Here is a 21183-nt window from a genome sequence, read left to right as displayed (position 1 = left end):
GCGCTAGGGTCGTCACCGTGGCGGCCCGGAGATCCAGAATTCCAGCGACCAAGTACGCGGTCGAACGGTTCACCCTCGACAACGGCCTACGGGTGGTCCTGACACCCGATCGCAGTGCCCCGGTCATCGGGGTGGCCGTCGTCTACGACGTCGGCATCCGCTCGGAACCGGAGGGGCGCACCGGCTTCGCGCACCTCTTCGAGCACCTGATGTTCCAGGGCTCGGAGAACCTGGAGAAGCTGGCCCACTTCCGGTACGTGCAGGGGGCCGGCGGGACCTTCAACGGCTCCACCCACCTGGACTACACCGACTACTTCGAGACGCTGCCGAGCAACGCCCTGGAGCGGGCGCTGTTCCTGGAGGCGGACCGGATGCGCGGCCCCCGGCTGACCGAGGAGAACCTGCGCAACCAGGTCGACGTGGTCAAGGAGGAGATCCGGGTGAACGTGCTCAACCGCCCGTACGGCGGGTTCCCCTGGCTGAACCTGCCACCGGTGCTCTTCGGCACCTTCCCGAACGCGCACGACGGGTACGGCTCCTTCGACGACCTGGAAGGCGCCACGGTGGCGGACGCCACCGACTTCTTCGACCGCTACTACGCCTGCGGCAACGCGGTGTTGTCGGTCGGCGGCGACCTCGACGTGGCCGGCACGATGGCGCTCATCGAGCGGCACTTCGGTGACGTGCCGGCCCGACCGGCGCCGGCCCGGCCCGACTTCGCCGAGCCCGACCTGACCACCGAACGCCGGGCGACGATCACCGACCGGCTGGCGCCGCTGCCGGCCGTGGCCAGCGCCTGGCGGGTGCCGGACCCGATCGGCGCGTTCGCGGACTACCTGCCGTACGTGGTGCTGGCCGAGGTGCTCACCGACGGCGAGGCGTCCCGGCTGGTCGAGCGCCTGGTGCAGCGGGACCGGGTGGTGACGAGCATCGGCGGGTACGTCGGCTTCATGGGCGACCCGTTCGACGTGCGGGACCCGACCGCCCTGCTCCTGCAGGCGCATCTGCCGCCGGGCGGCGACGCGGAGAAGGTGCTCGGCACGGTCGCCGAGGAGCTGGACCGGCTCGCCACCGAGGGGCTCACCGAGGGTGAGCTGGCCCGGACCCAGGCCCGGATGGCGACCCACCTGCTGCGCGACACCGACGCGGTGCTCGGCCGGGTCCTGCAGATGGCGGTCCTGGAACAGCAGCGCGGCGAACCAGGACTGATCAACGAGCTGCCCCGGCTGGTCGGTGAGGTAACCGAGGCGCAGATCCGGGCCGCCGCGGCGACGCTGCTGCCCCACCGCCGGGCCGCCGTCGAGATCATCCCGGGAGGCGCCCGATGAGCACGGCAACCCTGCCCGACAACCGGGTGCTGCCTCCGCTGGGGCCGAACAAGAAGGTCAAGCCGCCGAAGGAGGCGGAGCGGACGCTTGCCAACGGGTTGACCGTGATCGCGGTCCGCCGGCCGGCCGTGCCGCTCGTCGAGATCCGGCTCTGGATGCCGTTCGCCCGCGCCCACCTGGCCCGGGCCGCGTTGCTGTCGCAGACCATCCTGGCCGGCACCGCCACCATGTCGAGCGTGACGATCGCCGCCGAGCTGCAGAAGGTGGGTGGTGGACTGGCCGCCGCCACCGACCCGGACCGGCTGTTGATCTCCGGCAACGGGCTGGTCAGCGGGTTGGAGCGGATTCTGGAGCTGCTCGCCTCGGTGCTCACCGACGCCGCGTACCCGAACGAGGAGGTCGGCACCGAACGGGACCGGCTGGTCGACCGGATCCAGGTGGCGCAGAGCCAGCCGGGCCACCTGGCCCGGGCGGCGCTGCTGCGCCAGATGTACGGCCGGCACCCGTACGCGGTGCAGACCCCGACCGCCGAGCAGGTCCGGGGCGTCCGCCCGGCCCAGCTGCGGGCGCTGCACGCCGAGCGGGTGCACCCGGCCGGCGCCTGTCTGGTCCTGGTCGGCGACGTGCAGCCGGCCAAGGCGCTGGACCTGGCCGAGCGGGCGCTCGGCGACTGGCGGGGCGCCGGTCGGCAGCTCGAACTGCCGGCGGTGCCGCCGCTGCCGGACGAGCCGCTGCTGCTTGTCGACCGGCCGGAGTCGGTGCAGTCCTCGCTGCGGATGGCGCTGCCGGCGGTCGGCCGCCGGCATCCCGACCACGCCGCCCTGCAGCTGGCCAACATGCTCTTCGGGGGCTACTTCTCGTCCCGCTGGGTGGAGAACATCCGGGAGGACAAGGGCTACACCTATGGGCCGCACTCGGGGGTGGAGCACTCGGTCGCCGGGTCCGCCCTGGTGGTCGCCGCCGACGTCGCCACCGAGGTGACCGGCCCGGCGCTGCTGGAGACGATCTACGAGCTGGGCCGGCTGGCGTCCCTGCCGCCCAAGCCCGACGAGCTGGAGCAGGCCCGGCAGTACGCCCTGGGCACGCTGCAGCTCGGCGCCTCCACCCAGTCCGGGCTGGCGGCGCTGGCCAGCGCGTACGCCGGGTCGGGGCTGCGGTTGGACTTCCTCGGTGAGTACTCGGCGCAGCTCGCCGCCGTGACCCGGGACGACGTCGCGGCGGCCGCGGCCACCTACCTGGCGCCGACCCGGGCGGTGACCGTGGTGCTCGGCGATGCCGACCGGATCGAGGGGCAGCTGACCCCGCTGACCCCGGTGCGGCGTGCGGCGCCGGCACCATGACCGGGCCGGGTAGGCCCGCTCCGCCGCTGGCCCGCTCCACCCTCGATCGGGCCGCGCACCGGCGGGCCGACCGGGAGTGGCTGGACGCCGCCTGGCCGACCGCGCGGGTGCTGGTGGTCGACGTGGCCGGTGGGGGGCGGGCCCTGGTCACCACCGCGCCGGACCACCCCCGGCTGGTGTTGCTGGAGCCCAAGGTGGCGCCGGACACCACGGCGGACCGGCGGCTGTTTCTCGGGGTCGAGCCGGACGGGGTGGCGGTCTTCGCGGTGGACGCCCCGCTGCCGGAGGTCCCGGACACCCGGGGCGCCAACCTGCGCCAGGTCGGCCATCTGCTCTCCGACCGGGACGCCGGGCTGCTCACCACCGCCGTGGCGCTGGCCAACTGGCACGCGCTGCACGCGTACTCGTCGCTGAACGGATTGCCCACGACGGTGAGCGACGGCGGGTGGACCCGGTTGGACGACGGCGGCCGGCAGGTCTGGCCGCGCACCGACCCGGCGATGATCGTGCTGCTCAACGACGGCGTGCCGGGGCCGGACGGGCGGTGCCTGCTGGCCAACAACGCGGCCTGGCCGCCGGCTGGCGATGGTCGGCGGTTCTCCTGCCTGGCCGGTTACGTCGAGCCGGGGGAGTCGGCCGAGGCGGCCGTGATCCGCGAGGTGGACGAGGAGGTCGGGCTGCCGGTCAGCGGGATCGAGTATCAGGGCAGCCAGGCGTGGCCGTTCCCCGGGTCGTTGATGCTCGGCTTCCACGCCCGCGCCGATCCGGCCAGGGCGATGCGGCTGGACCCGGCGGAGATCGCGGCGGCGCGTTGGTTCACCCGGCCGGAGATCGCGGCCGTGTTGGCCGGGGAGCAGGTGTCCGTCGGCGACGGCCGGCTGGTGCTGCCGCCCCCGTCGTCGATCGCCTACTTCCTGGTGCGGCGCTGGCTGGACGGAACCAATCTTGGCCCGTGACCGTCGTTGCCGCGATCGGTCACGGGCCAAGATCTCAATCCGTCGTCGCCGGCTGAGGCGGGTGCCTGGCGGGGGAGCCGGTCCGGCGCGACGGGGGTCTGGCGGGGCGTAGCGGTCGCTAACGGAACCCCGGGCGGTTGCGGCGGCCTGGTTCGTCGATCGGGAGCACCTTGACCCGTTGCCGACCGGACCGCACGGCGCCCACTGTGGACAGTGCCCGGGCCAGCAGCAGCGCGGCGTCCCGGTCCTCGGCGCGGACGATCTGCCGGCGCTCCTCCGGGGCGATCTGTTCATCCCGGAGCCAGCCCCGGTCGGCCCAGGCCGCAGCCAGATCGGCATCGGCGGCGGTGCGGATGTCGGTGCGGACGATCAGGAACCGCATGGCTGTCTCCGGAGTGAACCGTGACTGATAATGATCGCTTAGTTACCTTGTGAAGTCTGAGTGTGGAACTTCCACGAAAGTTCCCTTGTCATATTCGCCCATTGATGGGTGCATCGGCAAGGGAAACGCGTTGATCGTCCCGCGGAGTCGCCCGTTCGGGTGACGAGTGCTGGTTGGTCCGCTTCCCGCGGACCCGCGGATCAGGCCGGACCCGGCCGGCCGCGGAATTCGCCCAGTTTGGCGCCAGCCAGGAAACCGAGCCAGCCGGGCCGGTCGAAGACCAGGATCGGGCCGCCGCGGTCCTTGCTGTCCCGCAGCGCCACCGGGCCGGATCGGGCGTCGCCGAGCCGGGCGACCTCCACGCAGTTGGAGGTCTGGCTGCGCGAGCTGGACCGCCAGCCGGTGCCGGGCGCCGGATGCGCGGCCTGGGGGCGGGGCCGGCTCACGGTTCCGTCAGACGTCCGGTCCGGGGGGTGCGTTGGGAAGGTGGCATCACCGGGCCGCGGCCACCCGCGACCGGCGCGGCCACCGGCGGCGCCGGTCGCGTCGGGGACACCGGTTGCGCCGGCCCGCCCGGTGGGCGGATCCGGCCCGCGTCGGCCAGCCAGGAGAGGGTCTCCTCCGGGGAGAGCGCCGCCGTCTGCAACCACTCGAACAGGATCGTGTACCGCCTGAGCTCATCCCGGTCGGTCAGCACCAGATTCGTGGAGAGTCCCTCGATCGCCAGGGTCTCCGGGTCCTGCGGATCGGCGAACCGGTAGATCGAGAAGGCGGTGTGCGGGAGATACCAGTTCGCGATCGTGGTCTCCCGGGGCAGCACCTGGATCGTGACGTTGGGCAGGACGGCCAGCTTGCGCAACTGGGCGAGCTGGCCACGCAGCACGTCCGGCGGCCCGGCCCGGCCGGCGAGCGTCGCCTCCTCCAGCACCGCGGTGTAGCGGGGCGGCTCGACCTCCCGGGTGAGCAGCGACTGGCGCGCCAACCGCGCCGCGACCTCGGTCTCCGGATCCTCGGTGGTGGCCCGCTCGGGGGCCTGCGGGTCGGTCATCAGCGGTCGCGACGACACGATCCGGACCCGGGCGTACCCCGGGGTCTGCAGCAGACCGGGCACGATCACCGGGCTGTACTCCCGGATGTCGGCGCACCCGGCCTCCAACTCCGCGTAGGCGCGCTGGTGCTGGGTCATCACCGGGTACGACCGCAGCCAGCCCCGCATGTCGCCGGCCTCGCCGGTGATCGCGGTCAGCTCGTCCCGCTGCGCCCCGGTCACCTGATAGACGTCCAGCAGATCGAGCACGTCGCGCAGGTCCGGCCGGCTACGGCCGTTCTCCAGTCGGGACAGCTTCGACGCCGAGGCCCAACCGACCCGCTCGATCACCTGGTCGCCGGTCAGACCGGCGGCCTCGCGTAGCCGGCGAAGCTCGGCGCCGAGTCGGCGGCGCCTGAAGATGGGGCTGGGCTGCGCAGGAGGCACCTGGTCCTCTCTCTCGATCGGGTCCGGCGTCGCCGCACGTGACTGTTCTGGAACTGGTCCCCCACGGTGAGTATGCCGTCCGGTTTCCACCCTCGCCGCCCCGTTAGGCGGTGTGTCATACAAAAGATTGCTTTCGAAATTTACTCTGCAGCTATGCGCACGATCCTGCGCCGCCCGGATTTTCTTCTTCTCTTCAGCGGTCTGGTCGCCAGCAGGATCGCCGAATCGGTCATGCTGCTCGCCCTGGCCATCTGGGTGAAGGACCTGACCGGCTCGAACGCGATGGCCGGCGCCACCATCTTCGCGATGGCGGCCCCGATGCTCGTCGCACCGGTCATCGGTTGGCTTGTCGACCGGTTCCGCCGCCGGCCGTTCTTCATCGTCGCGAACCTGCTGACGGCGCTGTTCCTCACCCCGCTCTACGCGGTGCGCGACCGGTCCGACGTGTGGATCATCTACCTGGTCGGCATCCTGTACGGGGTTGCCTACATCGCCCTCGGCGGTGCCGTGAACGGGCTGCTCAAACAGATCGTCCCCGGCGAGTTGCTGGCCGAGGCGAACGGTGCAGTGCAGACGGTGAAGCAGGGGCTGCGGCTGGTCGGCCCACTGGCCGGCGCGGCGCTCTACGCCGCCGTCGGCGGCTGGCCGCTGGCCACCGTCGGGGTGCTCGGTTTCACCACCGCGGCCCTGGCCGCGGCCGCGATGCGGGTCCGGGAGTCCGCGCCCGAACCGGCGGGGCTGCGTTGGGCGACCGAGGTCAGCGCCGGCGTACGGCACCTGGTGGGGGAGCCGGCGCTGCGCCGGGTCGCGCTGGGGGCCGGCCTGGCGGTCCTGGTGATGGGCTTCACCGAGGCGCTGATCTTCGCGTACGTCGACCAGGGGCTCGGCCAGCCACCGGCCTTCGTCGGGGTGCTGGTGACCGTGCAGGGCGTCGGCGGGCTGGTCGGCGGGCTGGTCTCCGCGGCCGTGGTGCGCCGACTCGGCGAGATCGGCGCGCTGGCCACCGCGATCGCGGCCTTCGCCCCGGCCGCGCTCGCGCTGGCCCACCCCGACCTCCGGCTCGGCTTCGCGGCGATGATCTGCGCCGGCTTCGGCCTGCCGATCATCTTCGTGTCGCTGCACACCCTGATCCAGCGACGTACCCCGGCCCGGCTGCTGGGGCGGGTGGTCGCCGCCTCGGACGCGTTGATCAGCGGACCGCAGGCGGTCTCCATCGGGGCCGGGGCGGTGCTGGTCGGCGTCGTCGACTACCGGCTGCTCTTCGTGGCGATGGGGGTGGTGACCCTGGCGGCGGCCGGCTACCTGTGGCGGGGCCGGCGGCTCTCGCCACCGACCCCGCCCGGACCGCCGCCGATCACATCCGGGCCGGCGGTCCGGGTGCCGGCGCCGCGTCGGCCGCTCGACCCGGTGCCGGCCGCCGTCGAGGCGCCGCCGGTCAGCCCTGGGCGAGTGCCGCCAGGCGCTGCTTGACCTGGACGATCGACGGATTGGTCAAGGCCGTCCCGTCCGGAAAGCGCACCGTCGGGACGGTCTGGTTCCCGCCGTTGACGCTCATCACGTACTCGGCCGCCGCCAGATCCTGCTCGATGTCCACCACCTGGTAGCCGATGCCTTCCCGGTCGAACTGCGACTTGAGGCGGTGGCAGTAGCCGCACCACGGCGTCGAGTACATCGTCAGCATCGTCAGGTCCTCCGGTTCGGGGCGGGTGGGGTGCCGGGGCAGTCTGTTCGGACACGCTAGCCCGTGCAACGTCGGGGGATGCTGCCATGATTCCTGCTGTGGTGGCTGACTCAACCGGCCGGACCGGGGCCGGCTCGCCGGGCGGTGTCCTGGCCGGGCTCGATCCCGAACAGCTCAGCGCCGTGACCGCCCCCGCCGGCCCGGTCTGCGTGCTGGCCGGTGCCGGCACCGGCAAGACCCGGGCCATCACCCACCGGATCGCGCACCGGGTCGGCACCGGCGAGATCGCCGCCCGGCACGTGCTGGCGGTGACCTTCACCGCGCGGGCCGCCGCCGAGCTGCGTGCCCGGCTGGCCGGGCTCGGGGCCGGCGGGGTGCAGGCCCGCACCTTCCACGCCGCCGCGCTGCGCCAGGTCCGCTATTTCGCGCCCCGGCTGCTGGCCGGACGGGCGATGCCCGAACTGCTGGACAGCAAGGTCCGGCTGGTCACCCTCGCCGCCGCCCGGGTCGGGCTGCGCACCGACCGGGCCGCCGCCCGGGACCTGGCCGGCGAGATCGAGTGGGCCAAGTCCAGCCTGGTCGAGCCGGGCGAGTACCTGGTCGCGGCGGCGAAGGCCGCCCGCGACACCCCGCACGAGGCGGCGAAGGTGGCCGAGGTGTTCGCCGCGTACGAGCAGCTCAAGCGCGGCAACGGGGTGATCGACTTCGAGGACCTGCTGCGGGCCGCGGTCTGGGGCATCGAGGAGCACCCGGACGTCGGCGACCAGGTACGCGCCCAGTACCGGCACTTCGTGGTCGACGAGTACCAGGACGTCAACCCGCTGCAGCAGCGCCTGCTGGAGGCCTGGCTGGGCGGCCGGGACGACCTGACCGTGGTCGGCGACGCCAGCCAGACGATCTACTCGTTCACCGGGGCGACCTCGGCGTACCTGATCGACTTTCCGCGTCAGCGGCCCGGCGCGGTGGTGGTCCGGCTGGTGCGCGACTACCGGTCCACCCCCCAGGTGGTCGGGCTGGCCAACGCGGTCATCGGGCAGGCCCGGGGGAGCGCCGCCCGGCTCCGGCTGGAGCTGGTCGGGCAGCGGCCGGCCGGCGCCGAACCGGACCTGCGGATCTTCGCCGACGAGCCGGCCGAGGCGGCGGCCGTGGCGGCCCGCTGCCGGCAGCTGATCGCGGCCGGCACCCCGGCCCGCGAGATCGCCGTGCTGTTCCGGACCAACGCCCAGTCCGAGGCGTACGAGAAGGCGCTGGCCGAGGCGGAGGTGCCGTACGTGGTGCAGGGCGCCGAGCGGTTCTTCGAGCGCCCCGAGGTCCGGCAGGCCGTGCTGACCCTCCGGGCGGCCACCCGCTCCACCCCGGGGGAGACGCCGCTGGTGCCGGCCGTGGTGGAGGCGCTCACGGCGGTGGGCTGGTCGCCGGCCGGCGCCCCGCCCGGCGGCGCCGCCCGGGAGCGCTGGGAGGCGTTGGCGGCGCTGGTCCAGCTCGCCGAGGAGTTCGCCGCCGAGCCGCGGATGCTGCCGATCGGCGACGCCGCGACCGTCGAGCGGGCGCCGTCGCTTGCCGACTTCTGCGCCGAGCTGGCGCGGCGCGCCGCGCAGCAGCACGTACCGACCCTGGAAGGGGTGACGCTGGCCTCGCTGCACTCGGCCAAGGGGCTGGAGTGGGACGCGGTGTTCCTGGTCGGCCTCTCCGACGGCACGTTGCCGACCGGCTACGCCCGATCGGCCGAGCAGATCGAGGAGGAGCGCCGGCTGCTCTACGTCGGGGTGACCCGGGCCCGGGAATGGCTCTGGCTGTCGTACGCCGCCGCCCGGTCGCCCGGCGGACGGGCCCGCCGGCCGTGCCGGTTCCTGCCGCAGTTCGAGCGGGGCGGCGGGCAGCGGTCCGCCCCCGCCGCCGGCGGCGGTGCGGCGGGTCGGAAACCCGACCGGGTCCGGACCCGGACGATCTCCTGCCGGATCTGCGGGACCACCCTGCTGGCCGGCGCGGACCGCAAGCTGGGGCGGTGCCAGGACTGCCCGTCGGACCTGGACGAGGAGCTGTACGAGCGGCTGATCCAGTGGCGGGTCCGGGTCGCCGGCGCACAGAAAGTGCCTGCGTACGTCGTGTTCACCGATGCCACCCTGGTGGCGTTGGCGGAGCGGCGGCCGACCCGGCCGGCCGACCTGCTGGCGATCGCCGGGATCGGCCCGCGCAAGGTCGGCCTCTACGGCGACGCGGTGCTGGCTCTGGTGGGTGGCGCGGCGGTCGATGATCTGGCCCCGGAAAAAACTTCTGAAAGAGAGCCGAAAAACCGTTTGCCCTCCCGCCCAGGAGAGGCATAGCCTCAGGACACACCTCGCGAGCGGCGCTCTTCGCGCTGTTCAACAGGGGCGAGACCAACATTGGTGACGAGTGTGAGACAGGAGGTGGCACCGATGGAGATCTATCTGACTGAGCGACCGGGGGCGCCGCTTGCTGCCCTCGCTCCGATGCCGGTCGTCCGGGTGATCCCGGGCGCTGGCGTTCCGTCGCGTCCGCAGGCGCACCAGGTCACGGTCCAGGCCGAGCTGGTCCGGGTGCCCGCCTCCGCCGGAAACGACGGGACCAATGGGTTCGCGGGCAAGGACGTCCTGACCAGCACGAAGCAGCGGATGGACGTCCGCGGTGTTCCACCTCGAGGTAGACCGGTCTGACAGACAGACCAGCCGGCTCACCTCGAGGCCGCGGAACCCGCAAACCGGGATCCGCGGCCTCAGTTTTTTGTACCGCCACTTGGCGGCGCCGAAGTGGCTCCGCCGAATGTTCGCCGGAAGCGATCTACGAGATCGATGTGAGAGAGAGGTGACCGGGTGATGAGTCTGTCGTTGGCTCCACTCGACCGGGGCTTGGAAAGTCCCGACCGGCAGGAGGTTGAGGCGAACCTGCCCTGCCGGAAGTTCGACCCCGACCTGTGGTTCGCCGACTCGCCCACCGACCTGGAACTGGCCAAGTCGCTCTGCGGGGACTGCCCGCTGCGCGTCGAGTGCCTGGCCGGTGCGGTGGATCGGGCCGAGCCCTGGGGCGTCTGGGGCGGCGAGATCTTCGAGCGTGGCGCGGTGGTTCCGCGGAAGCGGCCCCGTGGCCGTCCACGCAAGGCCGACCTCGCCCGGGACGCGATCCTGCGGGTCGAGGCCGAGGCCCGGTTGGTGGCCGACGGGCTGGCCGAGTCGCGAGCCGCGGTTCGGCTGGTGGCCTGACATGAACCCGATCCGACTGTCCGCCGGAGTCGTTCCGGCACCCGAACCCGAGGTACCAGCGGCGTCGCTGACGCGCTGGAACGCCGTACTGCCCGCTCTGAACGGAGTCAGCAAGATGTATCTCATCCACGAAGTGTTGTCCCGGGCGCGAATGCGATCGCCTCAGGCCGGTCGTACCACCACGCGCACTGAGGCACCCCGATCCGCCCGTACCGTAGCTGCAGAGGCCCGCCGCCGGGCAGCCCGCGAGGCCGGCCTCCCGTAATACGGCGCACCGATCGAGGCAGGGACCTGTCGTCGCCGACAGGTCCCTGCCTCGCGTGTCCGGCCCGTCAGGCGACGGGGGCGAAGCCGGGTAGCCAGCGTTCCAGGATGCTCCGGTACGCGGCCCGCGCCTCCAACTGGCAGAGCACCCCGATCGAGCCGAGGGTGACCCGGTGGATCAGCAGGTAGGACGGCGGCAGGTTGAGCTGCCGGCTCAGTTGGAACGCGGGTGACCTGGGGCTGCCCAGCCGGGCGGCCTCGGCCCGCAGCCAGGCCCGGGTGAACTGGAATTCGGGCACCGCGATGGGCTCCAGCATGGGCAGCAGGAATTCGAGTACGGCCGGCGCGTCGATCGGTTCGTCCGGCTTGATGAAGCCCTCAGCCCGCAGCCCGGCCACCACCTCGTCGGCGTCGCCAGCCAGGGCCAACCGGACCAGCCGGCCGATCGGCTCCGGGTGGCCGCCCGGCAGCCGGGCCACGGCCCCGAAGTCGATCACGCCGAGCCGGCCGTCCGGCAGCAGCCGGAAGTTGCCCGGATGCGGATCGGCGTGCAGCAGCCCGGCCCGGGTGGGCGCAGAGAAGTGCAGGGTCGCCATCAGCCGCCCGGCCCGGTCCCGCTCCTCCGCCGTGCCGCCGCTGATGATCTCGGAGAGCGGCTTGCCCTCGATCCACTCGGTGATCAACACCCGGGGCGCGGCGGCGACCACCTCGGGCACCAGGATGTCCGGGTCACCGGCGTACGCGGCCGCGAAGGTCCGCTGGGTCTCGGCCTCCAGCTCGTAGTCGAGCTCCTCGGTGATCCGGGCCCGCAGCTCGGCCAGTAGTGGCTTGATGTCCAGGCCGGGCTGGATCGCCCGGAACATCCCGCCCAGCCGGGAGAGCTGTTTGAGGTCGCTGAGCAGGGCGTCCCCGGCGCCCGGGTACTGGATCTTGACAGCCACGGGCCGGCCGGCTTTCGTCGTCCGGCGGCGGCGGGTGCCGGCGGGTGTGGTCCTCCAGATCGCCCGATGCACCTGGCCGATGCTCGCGGCGGCGGCGGGCTTGTCGTCGAACTCGTCGAACAGCTCCCGCCAGTCGGGGCCGAGCTGTTCTTCGAGCACCTTGTGCACGCTGGCCGCGGGGAGCGGCGGGGCCGCCTCCTGGAGCTTGGTCAGCGCCTGCCGGTACGGCGCGGCGACCTCTTCGGGCAGGGCCGCCTCGAATACCGACAGGGCCTGCCCGAACTTCATCGCGCCGCCCTTGAGCTGCCCGAGGACGCTGAAGAGCTGCTCGGCGGTGCGTTGTTGGATCTCGGCGGAGATGACATCCGACGCCAGCCCGGTGACGCGCTTGCCGACGCCGAGTACGGTCCGCCCGGCGAAGCCGAGCGGCAGTGCGGCGAGCTTGGCGGTCCGGGACACGGCCCGGCGCGGGATGTCGGTCACCCGATCATTGTTACCGACCTGCGCCGATCCTGACTGCTGTGCCGGGGTGGCCCAGGCCACGTCCGCTCCATTAGCTGGCTGGTCAACCCGCTGGCGGCGAGGACCGGCGATACCCCTGCCGGGTAATTTCCGGTCAGATCCGCCCGACCGGTGAGCAGCTGCGAACGGGGCGATCTGCCGCCTCAGGCGGCGGTTGGGGTTGTTCGGGGACGGCGTCGGCGACGACCGCACGGACAACCGGGGTGCGGTGGCCAGCTCCGGCGGCGCAGCTGTCCCGGGGCGCTGATCTCGGTGGCGCCGCCGACGGTCTCCGGCGTCCCGCCGTCGAGGAAGGTGAGCACCTCGGCCGCGGCGTAGCCGGCGGCGGCGATCAGGGTCGGTGCCGCGCACGGCTCTGGCGGGCCGCCGGCCGCCAGTTGCGCGGCGATCGCGGGCCAACCCGGATCCCGGTCCTGCCGGTGCAGGTCGAGGCAGTTCAGGCAGGGCACGCCGGGACCGGACACGAGCGGACCGACGACGGCGGTACCGTCCCGCAGGCCGACCAGCAGGTGGGCCTGGCGGCGCTCGGCGTAGCCGGCGGCGAGCAGGCCGGCTGGCCGGTCCATGCCGACCTGGACCACGAGGCTGGCCAGTTGACGGGCGATCGGTCGGGTCCGGGTGCCCGGCGCGCTCCGGGTGATGGCGTCCGCCACCGCGGCGGCCCGGGGTCGGCCCAGGTCGGCCGGGGCGAGCCAGGAACCGACCACGTCGACCGGGGACACCTCGCCGGTCAGGTCGGGAACCACGTGTCCGACGCCGGCCTGGGCGAGGGTGACCGCCACCGGGGCGGCGAGCCGCCCCTGCCCGGTCACGACCACCCGGGCGGCCCAGCGCCGTCGGAGCACCTGGGCGGGGCTGGCCGGCGCCTCCGCTCCCCGCAGCGCGATCGCGGCCGCCTCGGCGGCGAGCCGGCGCCGGGCCGGCTCGGGTAGCTCGCCGGGGAACAGGCTCTGCGCGCCGACCACCAGACCGGCGTCGCGCAGGATGTCGAGCAGCTCGCGGGCGTCGTCCCTGGCGACGGCGATCCGGCTGGCGTGCTCCAGCACGGCCCGTTCGCTGCGGGTGCCGTCGAGCAGGTCGAGCAGCCGGACGGCGGCCGGGTCCGCGACTTCGAGGACGACCGCGCGGGCCGGGTCGAGCCCCAGCTGCAGGGTGTGCCGGGTGCGCCAGAGTCGGGCCAGGCCGGGCAGCAGGGTCGGCCGGGGCAGCGCCGAGCCGCTCCGGACGCGGCCGGGCTGAGAAATCTTCGCCATGGGCGACAGGCTGTCATCAACCGGCCGCCGTCCGTCGAGGATATCCACAGGCGGGCCAAGCGATGCACTGGTCTATCCACAGAATCCGTCGAGTTATCAACAACTGGCCGGTAGTAATCGGGGTGCCGTTCCGGGAACGCGGGAAGGGGCGGCCGGATGGCCGCCCCTTCCCGCGTTGTGCGGACCGGATCCCGTCAGACCTTCGCCTTACCCAGGATCCGGTTGACTGTTGTTCCACACACGGGACACTTGCCCTTGGCCATGTTCATGCCCGTCTTGGACACCTCGACCCTGCCCTCGAAATCACGCTTCTCCTTGCACTTCACGCAGTAACCGTTGTAGGTCTGTGCCTGATCGGCCACGGTGCCCTCCTCGTTCTCGTTCGCCAGGGTCCCGAGACTCCGACGTGCGCCCGGCGGCGGGCCACGAGGGCGCCGGCGCTGGGGTTTCTCCGCGGCCACCGCTGTGACCGCCGGTCCGCGGACCCTACCCAGGTACGGGCGGTTCCATGTCAGTAATGCGTCGACACTGTGAGGAAGCCGACGACGAGAGTGTGCATGCCGGAATAGGTCGGATAAGTCAGTTTCGCAGGGACACGCCGGATGAACCCGCTCAGAGTGCCCCGGAAACCGGTCAGCGGCGTGGTTTCGGGGGCGTCGCGCCGCGCCTGCCCCGCGGCGTCGCGCTCGGGCGGGGGGCGGCGCAGGCCCGAGCTGAGCGTGCTGCCAAGATCGGCTCGGGCCTCGTGGTCCGGCTGCTGGTCGCGGGTCGCCCGGGCGGTGATCCGCGTTCGTGACAGTGGGCGCGCGGAACCGATTACCATGATCGGGTCAAGAATTTTCCGGACGGGCCGGCCTCAATCATCATTTTTCCGGCGCGTGTCGCTGCGTTGACTCTTGCGGTCCCCTGGTCAGTACGCATTAGTTTGCCATCGTGACCGAAATTCGGGGCTGCGCGAGCCGCTAATGGCTGGCGTACGCAAGCCCGTCGTCGAGGTGCGGCGCAGTCAGCGCCGACGCCGGACGGTGTCCGCCTACCGGGACGGTGAGCGGGTGGTTGTGCTCATCCCCGACCAGTTCTCCCGGGCCGAGGAGAGCGAGTGGGTCGACCGGATGCTGGCCCGGCTCGCCGCCCGGGAGGGCCGCTGTGAACGCTCCGACGCCGAACTGCTGGCCCGGGCCCGCAACCTGATCGGCCGGTACCTCAGCGAGCACGACCGGGTCGCGGTGCCGGCCAGCGTCCGCTGGGTCACCAACCAGAACGGCCGCTGGGGCTCCTGCACCCCGGCGGACCGGACGATCCGCATCTCCCACCGGATCCAGGAGATGCCGGACTGGGTGATCGACTACGTCCTGCTGCACGAGTTGGCCCACCTCGTGGTGCCGAGTCACAACGCCCGGTTCTGGGCGCTCGTCGGGCGGTACCCCAAGGCCGAACGCGCCCGCGGCTACCTGGAGGGTGTCGCCGCCGCGTCCGCCGCCCCGGGCTGAGCACCCCGGGCAGCGGGCGGTTAGGGTTCCCGAGTGGCGAAACGCGTGCTGGTGGCCCTGCTCGGCCCGGTTCCGTGGGCACCGCCCGGCACCGATCCGGAGAGCTGGCGGGCCGCGCTCGCCGAGGATGTCGTCGACCTGATCGCCACCCTCAGCGAGGTGGAACCCGCCATCGCGGCGACCGCCGACGACCTGCCGCTGGCCGAGGCGGTGGCCTGGCCGGGCATGCCGATCTACCGGCTGCCGACCCGGAGCGTCGGCGCGGCGCTGGCCGCCGCCCAGGCCGACGGATACGACCAGGCGGCCGTCATCGCCGCCGACGCTCCGGACGTACCAGGTCTGATCCTGGGCAAACTGCTCCGCCCGCTGACCACCCGGCCGGTCGCGGTGGCGCCCGGCGCCCCCGGCGGCGGATTGCTCGGGGTGGCCGCGCGGTTGCCCGCCCCGGACTGGCTGCCCGAGATCGACCTCGACACCGCGGCCGCGCCGGCGATCCGCGCCGCCGCGCCGCAGCCTGGCGAGGTCTCGATCACCCCGGCCTGGCGGCGGCTGCGCGGCCCCGCCGACCTGGCGACCCTCGACCCGGCCGTGGAGGGCTGGGACACCACCCGGGTCCTCCTCGGCGGCTGAGGTCAGTCCCGGTCGGGCCCGGCGGAGCCATCGGCCGGCGGTCCGTCCGCTGACGGTCCGTCCGCCGGCGGGGCGTCGAAATCGAACCCCTCCAGCTCCCCGGCGTCGAACTGGGAGCGGGCGTACGCCTGCGGGTCGGCGAAGTCCTCGTCGGAGGGGAGCAGGTCCGGGTGGCCCCACAGCGCGTCCCGCCCGGCGATGCCCCGGTGCTCGGTGAGCGCGGCCCACAGCGCCGCCGCCTCCCGCAGCCGCCGGGGCCGCAGTTCCAGCCCGACCAGGGCCGCGAAGGTCTGCTCGGCCGGCCCACCGGCCGCCCGACGACGGCGGAACGCCTCCCCGAGCCGGACCACGTTCGGCAGCCGGTCCGCGGCCGCCGAATCGACCACGTGGCAGACCCACCCCTCGACCAGCGCCAGGGCGGTCTCCAGCCGGGCCAGCGACGCCTTCTGGGCCGGGGTGTCGTCCGGGGTGAAGATCCCCTCCAGGGCGATCGCCTGCATCGACTCCGGGTTGCCCGGATCGATCCGGCCCATCGCCTCCTCGATCGCCTCCCGGTTCACCGTGATCCCCGAGGCGTACATCTCCACCGCGGTCAGGATGTGCCCGCGCAGCCACGGTACGTGCTCGAAGAGCCGCTGGTGGGCGGCCTCCCGCAGCGCCACGTAGAGGCGTACCTCGTCCTCCGGCAGCTCCAGGCCCTCGCCGTACGCCCGGATGTTGGCCGGCACCAACGCGGCCGTGCCGGCCGGTCCGAGCGGAAGCCCGATGTCGCCGGCCGAGAGCACCTCGGCGGCGAGCGAGCCGAGCGCCTGCCCGAGCTGGCCGCCGAAGAGCGCGCCACCGAGCGTGGTCACCATCGACTGCATCGGGCCCAGCTGGGCCCGGGCCTCCGGCGGCACCAGGTCACCCATCGCGTTGACCATCCGCCCGGCGACCGGGTCGCAGAGCTTGCGCCACACGTCGAGGGTCCGGTAGATCCACTCGTTGCGGTTCCACGCGACCGAGGACCGGATCCCGGAGGGCAGCGCGCTGGCCGGCTCCAGCCAGAGGTCGGCCAGCCGGAGCGCCTCCTCCACCGCGTTGCGCTCGAACGGGCTGACGGCGGGGTCGCCGGCCGAGGCGAGTTGACTGGCCGCCACCTGGCGGGCGAGGTCCCAGTTGACCGGGCCGCTGGTCGGACCGGCCAGCAGCTGCTGCAGCTGCACCATGAACTGCTGCATCTGCTGCGGGTCGTTGGGGTCGGGCGGCTGGCCACCCGGAAGCGCGAAGCCGAACGGAATATCAGGCACGGGTCCACGGTACGCGCGCGGCGGTACCGGATGCCGCCGCCGGCGTTGCGCCCAGCGAGAACTCAGCGAACTGCCAGGAACGCCGACGCCGCGAAACCGGGCTGGGACGGCGGGTCGGCGAGCGCCGCTCGGTACGCTCTGGCCCATGAGACGTCGCGGTGTCACGGTTCTGCTCGGCGCGCTGATCACCGCACTGCTCAGCGTCGGTGTCCTTGCCGCCCCGATTCCGTACGTGGTGCTGGGCCCGGGACCGACCGTCAACACGTTGGGCGAGGAGGACGGGACCGAGGTGATCCAGATCTCCGGCCGGGAGACCTCGACCTCGGCCGGGCAGCTCCGCCTGACCACCGTCGGGGTGCAGCCCGACGTGAAGCTGCTCTCCGCCATCGCCGGCTGGTTCTCCGACGACCAGGCCGTGGTGCCGTACGAGCTGATCTACCCGCCGGGGCAGTCCGAGGAGCAGGTCGACGAGCGCAACGCCGAGGACTTCGCCGCCTCGCAGACCAGCGCGGAGACGGCCGCGCTGCGCAAGCTCGGCTACCCGGTGCAGGTGGTGGTGAAGGCGGTCCGACCGGACGGGCCGGCGGCCGGGGTGCTGCAGGTCGGCGACGTGATCACCTCGGTCGACGGGGCACCGCTGCCGACCGCCGGCAAGCTGACCGAGCTGATCCGGGCCGAGCCGGCCGGGACGGCGCTGACCATCGGCTACACCCGGGCGGGCGCCGCCGCCACCGCCGAGATCACCAGCCGCGAATCCGACGGGGTGCCGAGGATCGGGGTGGAGATCGAGCAGCAGCAGCCAAAACCCTTCGAGTTGAAGATCGACCTGAACGACATCGGCGGGCCGAGTGCCGGTCTGATGTTCGCGCTCGGCATCATCGACAAGATCGAACCCGACGACCTGACCGGCGGGAAGATCATCGCCGGCACCGGCACCATCGACGAGGAGGGGCGGGTCGGCCCGATCGGCGGCATTCCGCAGAAGCTCGTCGGAGCCAAGGCCGCCGACGCGGTCGCGTTTCTGGTCCCGGCGGACAACTGCGCCGAGGCGGTGCGCAACGCCCAGCCCGACCTGCCGCTGGTCCGGGTCGGCACCCTCGACGAGGCGCTGACCGCCCTGGAAACGCTCCGCGCCGGCGGTGACCCGGTCCGCTGCTGACCGGCCGGGCGGCCGGCCCGGCGGGACTATTCGGCAACGGTTCAGAGGTGGGCCGATTACGTTCAGGATCACCCCGTAGTGTAGGTGCCTGGTCGGACCGGCGGCATCTGAGCGTGCGGAGAGTCAACAGTGGTCATGAGAAGCGGTCCCCTGCCGAGGATGAGTCGGCGCGGGCGCGTCACGGTCGGCGTACTCCTCGGGGTCTTCCTGCTCTTCACACTGCTGGGCTGGGGCGTCCAGGCGTGGACGGACTGGCTCTGGTTCGGTGAGGTCGACTACACCCAGGTCTTCACCGGCGTGCTGACGACCAGACTGCTGCTCTTCGTCGCCGGGGCGGTCGCGATGGCCGCGGTGATCGGCGGCAACCTGTGGCTGGCCTACCGGCTGCGGCCGATGCTGCGGCCGCACTCGCCGGAGCAGGCGACGCTGGACCGCTACAGGATGCTGCTGGCGCCGCGGATCGGTGCCTGGATCGCCGCCGTGGCGATCGTCGTCGGGTTCTTCGCCGGGCTCTCCGCGCAGGGCCGGTGGAGCCAGTGGCTGCTGTTCCGCAACGCCCAGGACTTCGGAGTGGACGACCCGGAGTTCGGCATCGACATCGGCTTCTACGTCTTCCAGTTCCCGTTCTGGCGCTACCTGCTCGGGCTCGGCTTCACCGCCGTCGTGCTCGCCGTGATCGGCGCGCTGGCCGTGCACTACATCTTCGGCGGGGTGCGGCTGCAGGGCGTCGGCGACCGGATGACCACCGCCGCGCGGGCACACCTGACCAGCCTGGTGGCCGTCTTCGTGCTCCTCAAGGCGGTTGCGTACGTGCTGGACCGGCGGGCCATGCTGCTGGAGTTCAACGACGGGGTCAATCTCTACGGCGCCGGGTACACCGGCATCAACGCGCTGCTGCCGGCGAAGGAGATCCTGGCCTACATCTCGATCGTGGTGGCGCTGGCGATCATCATCTTCTCCAACGCGGTGATGCGGAACCTGGTCTGGCCGGGCATCTCGCTGGCCCTGTTGGGGATCTCCGCGGTGGCCATCGGTGGCATCTACCCGTGGGCCGTGCAGACCTTCGAGGTACGCCCCAGCGTGCTGAGCAAGGAAGCGCCGTACATCGAACGCAGCATCAATGCGACCCGGGCGGCGTTCGGGCTGGCCGACAGCAAGACGACGCCGTATCCGGCCAGCAACCTGCGACCGCCGGAGAGCCTCGCCACCGACGAGGCGGTGGTCCCGAACATCCGGCTGCTCGACCCGCAACTGGTCTCCGAGACCTACACCCAGCTCCAGCAGGTGCGTGGCTTCTACGACTTCGGTCCCAAGCTGGACATCGACCGGTACACCGTCGGGGCCGAGACCCAGGACTACGTGGTCGGCATGCGGGAGATCAACTACGGCGAGCTCACCACCCAGCAGAGCAACTGGATCAACCGCCACACCGTCTTCACCCACGGGTACGGGATGGTCAGCGCCCCCGCGAACCAGGTGGTCTGCGGCGGCCAGCCGTTCTTCGTCTCGGGCTTCCTCGGCGACCAGGCCGCCCAGGAGGCGTGCTCGTCGTCGACCGAGGAGATCCCGGCCGAGCAGCCGCGGATCTACTTCGGCGAGCAGATGGACGGCAGCGACTACGTGATCGTGGGGCAGTCCGACCCGGAGCGCAACGTCGAGTTCGACCGGCCGACCGCGGCCGGCGGCGAGCAGTACTACACCTACACCGGCTCGGGTGGTGTCGAGGTCGGCTCGTTCCCGCGCCGGCTGGTCTACGCCATCAAGGAGCAGGAGCCGAACTTCCTGCTCTCCGACGCGCTGAACGACGCCTCCAAGCTGCTCTACGTGCGTAACCCCCGGGACCGGGTGGAGAAGATCGCCCCGTTCCTGACCCTGGACGGCGACCCGTACCCGGCGATCGTCGACGGCCGGATCCAGTGGATCGTGGACGGCTACACCACCGCCGCGACCTACCCCTACGCCGAGCAGGTCAACCTGCAGGAGCAGACCGCCGACGAGCTGACCGGGCTGGGCACCTTCCAGCTCGCCCGGGAGAACGTGAACTACATCCGCAACTCGGTGAAGGCCACCGTCGACGCGTACGACGGCACTGTGAAGCTCTACGAGTTCGACGAGACCGACCCGGTGCTCAAGGCGTGGAACAAGGCGTTCGGCGGCGACCTGGTGGTGCCGAAGGCCGAGACCCCGGCCAGCCTGGTGGCGCACTTCCGCTACCCGGCCGACCTGTTCAAGGTGCAGCGCAACCTGCTGTCCCGGTTCCACGTCACCGATCCGTCGGAGTTCTTCTCCGGGCAGGACTTCTGGGAGGTGCCGAACGTTCCGGACGCGCCGGACAGCGGCACCAAGCAGCCGCCGTACTACCTCTACACCCAGCTCCCCGAGCAGTCCGAGCCGCGCTTCCAGCTCACCTCGGCGGTGACCCCGGCCGGTCGGCAGAACCTCGCCGCCCTGATCAGCGGGTCGTATGTGGACGGACGTCCACAGTTGCAGGTGCTGGAGCTGCCGGACGAGACCGCGGTGGCCGGTCCGGTGCAGGTCCACCAACGGATGACGAACACCAACGCGACGATCCGGCAGCAGCTGAACCTGCTCTCCTCGAACCAGGCCCAGGTGCAGTACGGCAACCTGCTGTCGCTGCCGTTCGAAGACGGCATGCTCTACGTCGAGCCGGTGTACGTGAAGAGCAACCAGACAAACGCCTATCCGCTGCTGCAGCGGGTGCTGCTCTCCTACGGCGACGGCGGCGAGTACGTGGTGCTCGCCAACACCATCGAGGAGGGCATCGCCGAACTGGTCAGGCAGGGCCAGGAGGGTGGTACCGGCACCCCGGCACCACCGCCGGATCCCGGTGGCGAGGAGCCACCGCCGTCGGCCACCCCGGAGCCGTCGCCAACCGTGACGGCGCCGCCGGCCGTCCCCGGCGACCTCGCCGCCGCGGCGGAGAAGGTGCGGCTGGCGATCGAGGAGGTCAAGGCGGCCCAGGCCTCCGGCGACTTCGAGCGGTACGGCCGGGCGCTGCAGGCGCTGGACGTGGCGATGGACGAGTTCCAGGCCGCCCAGCGGGCGGCTCCCGGGGCGGCGCCACCGCCGCAGACCCCGGCACCCACGCCGGGCGGCTAGCGGGGCGGCTGGCGGATGCTGACCGGGGCGGCGGATCGGACGACGATCCGCCGCCCCGCCGCATTCCCGCCGTGAACCCGACTTCCCAGCTCAGGGGTGATGTTCCGGGGCGTAGGCCCCCCGTTTTGCGGGTCGG

The 21183-nt window shown here is 72.4% G+C and carries 20 protein-coding genes; 11 read left to right on the top strand and 9 right to left on the bottom strand.

Annotated features, from left to right (window positions below):
- Positions 1–17: 17 nt before the first annotated feature.
- Genes O7627_RS28435 through nudC form a run of 3 tightly spaced genes read left to right on the top strand, consistent with a single transcriptional unit; the run spans position 18 to position 3624 of the window.
- Entirely contained in the window at positions 18–1328 is a 1311-nt protein-coding gene (locus tag O7627_RS28435) for a pitrilysin family protein (RefSeq protein WP_278096529.1), read from the top strand.
- Complete coding sequence (locus O7627_RS28430) at positions 1325–2668, top strand: pitrilysin family protein (RefSeq protein WP_278096528.1); 1344 nt, start codon at positions 1325–1327, stop codon at positions 2666–2668. Before O7627_RS28435 ends, O7627_RS28430 begins: the two co-directional genes overlap by 4 nt.
- The gene (nudC, locus tag O7627_RS28425; RefSeq protein WP_278096527.1) at positions 2665–3624 is read left to right on the top strand and encodes an NAD(+) diphosphatase; all 960 of its coding nucleotides are present in this window, start codon (positions 2665–2667) and stop codon (positions 3622–3624) included. Before O7627_RS28430 ends, nudC begins: the two co-directional genes overlap by 4 nt.
- Before the next feature lie 118 nt (positions 3625–3742).
- On the opposite strand, the gene O7627_RS28420 is transcribed toward nudC, so the two are convergent.
- From O7627_RS28420 to O7627_RS28410, 3 genes are all read right to left on the bottom strand, one after another.
- Entirely contained in the window at positions 3743–4006 is a 264-nt protein-coding gene (locus O7627_RS28420) for a hypothetical protein (RefSeq protein ID WP_278096526.1), read from the bottom strand.
- Positions 4007–4206: 200 nt separating this feature from the next.
- A complete protein-coding gene (locus O7627_RS28415) occupies positions 4207–4452 on the bottom strand; it encodes a DUF397 domain-containing protein (protein WP_278096525.1) in 246 nt (81 codons plus the stop codon).
- Positions 4449–5480, bottom strand: a complete 1032-nt coding sequence (locus O7627_RS28410; protein ID WP_278096524.1) for a helix-turn-helix transcriptional regulator — start codon at positions 5478–5480, stop codon at positions 4449–4451. Before O7627_RS28410 ends, O7627_RS28415 begins: the two co-directional genes overlap by 4 nt.
- Positions 5481–5633: 153 nt before the next feature.
- On the opposite strand from O7627_RS28410, the gene O7627_RS28405 reads away from it, so the two are divergent.
- Complete coding sequence (locus tag O7627_RS28405) at positions 5634–6950, top strand: MFS transporter (RefSeq protein WP_278096523.1); 1317 nt, start codon at positions 5634–5636, stop codon at positions 6948–6950.
- Here O7627_RS28405 and O7627_RS28400 read toward each other — a convergent pair.
- Complete coding sequence (locus tag O7627_RS28400; RefSeq protein WP_278096522.1) at positions 6916–7161, bottom strand: mycoredoxin; 246 nt, start codon at positions 7159–7161, stop codon at positions 6916–6918. The genes O7627_RS28405 and O7627_RS28400 overlap by 35 nt on opposite strands.
- A gap of 101 nt (positions 7162–7262) precedes the next feature.
- Between O7627_RS28400 and O7627_RS28395 the strand changes: the two genes are divergently transcribed.
- The 3 genes from O7627_RS28395 to O7627_RS28385 all read left to right on the top strand — a co-directional run bounded on the left by O7627_RS28395 (position 7263) and on the right by O7627_RS28385 (position 10379).
- A complete protein-coding gene (locus tag O7627_RS28395) occupies positions 7263–9485 on the top strand; it encodes an ATP-dependent DNA helicase UvrD2 (protein WP_278096521.1) in 2223 nt (740 codons plus the stop codon).
- A gap of 93 nt (positions 9486–9578) precedes the next feature.
- Entirely contained in the window at positions 9579–9836 is a 258-nt protein-coding gene (locus tag O7627_RS28390) for a hypothetical protein (RefSeq protein ID WP_278096520.1), read from the top strand.
- 159 nt (positions 9837–9995) lie between these two features.
- Positions 9996–10379 carry a WhiB family transcriptional regulator gene (locus O7627_RS28385; protein WP_278096519.1) on the top strand — a complete coding sequence of 128 codons (384 nt, stop codon included), beginning with the start codon at positions 9996–9998 and terminating at the stop codon, positions 10377–10379.
- Between the two features lie 332 nt (positions 10380–10711).
- On the opposite strand, the gene O7627_RS28380 is transcribed toward O7627_RS28385, so the two are convergent.
- The 4 genes from O7627_RS28380 to O7627_RS28365 all read right to left on the bottom strand — a co-directional run bounded on the left by O7627_RS28380 (position 10712) and on the right by O7627_RS28365 (position 14182).
- Positions 10712–12067, bottom strand: a complete 1356-nt coding sequence (locus O7627_RS28380) for an AarF/ABC1/UbiB kinase family protein (RefSeq protein ID WP_278096518.1) — start codon at positions 12065–12067, stop codon at positions 10712–10714.
- Between the two features lie 182 nt (positions 12068–12249).
- Positions 12250–13359: a hypothetical protein gene (locus O7627_RS28375; protein ID WP_278096517.1), complete on the bottom strand. Its 1110-nt coding sequence runs from the start codon at positions 13357–13359 to the stop codon at positions 12250–12252.
- Between the two features lie 194 nt (positions 13360–13553).
- A complete protein-coding gene (locus O7627_RS28370; protein ID WP_012014940.1) occupies positions 13554–13721 on the bottom strand; it encodes a DUF5679 domain-containing protein in 168 nt (55 codons plus the stop codon).
- A 149-nt stretch (positions 13722–13870) separates the two neighbouring features.
- The gene (locus O7627_RS28365) at positions 13871–14182 is read right to left on the bottom strand and encodes a hypothetical protein (RefSeq protein ID WP_278096516.1); all 312 of its coding nucleotides are present in this window, start codon (positions 14180–14182) and stop codon (positions 13871–13873) included.
- 142 nt (positions 14183–14324) lie between these two features.
- On the opposite strand from O7627_RS28365, the gene O7627_RS28360 reads away from it, so the two are divergent.
- Entirely contained in the window at positions 14325–14849 is a 525-nt protein-coding gene (locus O7627_RS28360) for a M48 family metallopeptidase (RefSeq protein WP_278096515.1), read from the top strand.
- A gap of 33 nt (positions 14850–14882) precedes the next feature.
- Positions 14883–15479, top strand: coding sequence for a hypothetical protein (locus O7627_RS28355; RefSeq protein WP_278096514.1), 597 nt, complete (start codon positions 14883–14885; stop codon positions 15477–15479).
- A 2-nt stretch (positions 15480–15481) separates the two neighbouring features.
- Here O7627_RS28355 and O7627_RS28350 read toward each other — a convergent pair whose 3' ends face one another.
- Positions 15482–16699, bottom strand: coding sequence for a zinc-dependent metalloprotease (locus O7627_RS28350; RefSeq protein WP_278098466.1), 1218 nt, complete (start codon positions 16697–16699; stop codon positions 15482–15484).
- A gap of 214 nt (positions 16700–16913) precedes the next feature.
- Here O7627_RS28350 and O7627_RS28345 point away from each other — a divergent pair, with 214 nt between their 5' ends.
- Positions 16914–17927 carry a PDZ domain-containing protein gene (locus tag O7627_RS28345; RefSeq protein ID WP_278096513.1) on the top strand — a complete coding sequence of 338 codons (1014 nt, stop codon included), beginning with the start codon at positions 16914–16916 and terminating at the stop codon, positions 17925–17927.
- Positions 17928–18056: 129 nt separating this feature from the next.
- Positions 18057–21047 (top strand): UPF0182 family protein, encoded by a 2991-nt coding sequence (locus O7627_RS28340; RefSeq protein ID WP_278096512.1) that lies wholly within the window; start codon positions 18057–18059, stop codon positions 21045–21047.
- The last annotated feature ends 136 nt before the right edge of the window (positions 21048–21183 follow it).

Origin of the sequence: Solwaraspora sp. WMMD1047 (genome assembly GCF_029626155.1) — a bacterium.
Lineage (GTDB): Bacteria > Actinomycetota > Actinomycetes > Mycobacteriales > Micromonosporaceae > WMMD1047.
Note: the sequence above shows the minus strand (reverse complement) of the source record. Positions and strands in the feature narration are given on the sequence as shown.